The sequence below is a fragment of the Streptomyces sp. P17 genome, assembly GCF_032436805.1.
GTDB lineage: Bacteria > Actinomycetota > Actinomycetes > Streptomycetales > Streptomycetaceae > Streptomyces.
Genome location: NZ_JAVRBF010000224.1, coordinates 1 through 744, shown reverse-complemented (window position 1 = coordinate 744; position 744 = coordinate 1). Strand labels below are relative to the sequence as shown.

Annotated in this window: 1 protein-coding gene; it reads right to left on the bottom strand. The window is 58.6% G+C overall.

Going from position 1 to position 744, the window contains the following annotated elements; all coding sequences use genetic code 11:
• Nucleotides 1–94: 94 nt before the first annotated feature.
• Nucleotides 95–610, bottom strand: a complete 516-nt coding sequence (locus tag RMT89_RS40515) for a YbjQ family protein (protein WP_315888754.1) — start codon at nt 608–610, stop codon at nt 95–97.
• Between the last annotated feature and the right edge of the window lie 134 nt (nt 611–744).

The following is a 744-nucleotide window of genomic DNA, read 5'->3' as shown; positions in this document are numbered from 1 at the left end:
CCGGCCTTTTGCGTCAAAAAAACCGGCCCGAAATCCGCTCCGTGCGGCGCTGTCGAAATCGTTGAGCGCCCATAGCCATGCGTTGAATGCATAGCTATGGGCTAATTTGAGTGTTTTCGGTTTCAGGTCGCACCCTCACAGCAGTGCCGGAAGCTACCACCATTAACATGCTTTTTGAGCCACCCAGCGCACCGCCAGACATCTCGGCATGTTCGATTCGCAGGGCAATGACTGCGTCTGCTTTCATCTCCGCGGCTTGGCGGCGGAGATCATCCAGAACATCGCGGCGCGCCTCCCGCAGTGCTTTCTCCATCGCCCCACTGGCGCCGCCGAATGTATCCCTGAGGCCGGTAGCTATATCTTTCAGAATGTTGAGGCCATAAACTCTCTCGGCCGCGATGATGCCGAGACGCTCTACAACCCGGTCGATCGTTTGTTCCGTCGTCAGAACAATCGCGGCTGAAGCACCTTGGGTGTCAGCGGCGCCCCGCTCGAGCTTCCGTGTGGCGTCCGGCTGAGCGGCGACTCCCTTATTGTAGCACTCCGGACATAAGCCCTGACGCAGGTCCAGCGCCCAAACTCGCTTCTCGCATTCAGCGCAACGTGCCATCGCTCCCCCCCCCCACTGTATGCCCCCACCAGACAACTTCACCCAAAATGTTCACCCGATCCGCGTCGTGCGTGGGGATGAGTTCCGAGGCATAATCATCGTTATCTGATTGGAGAAGCAAGCCGGCTGGTAAC

What these genes read in the sequence shown, in the direction of transcription:
- RMT89_RS40515 (WP_315888754.1), bottom strand. Translation starts at nt 610, where the DNA reads ATGGCACGTTGCGCTGAATGCGAGAAGCGAGTTTGGGCGCTGGACCTG.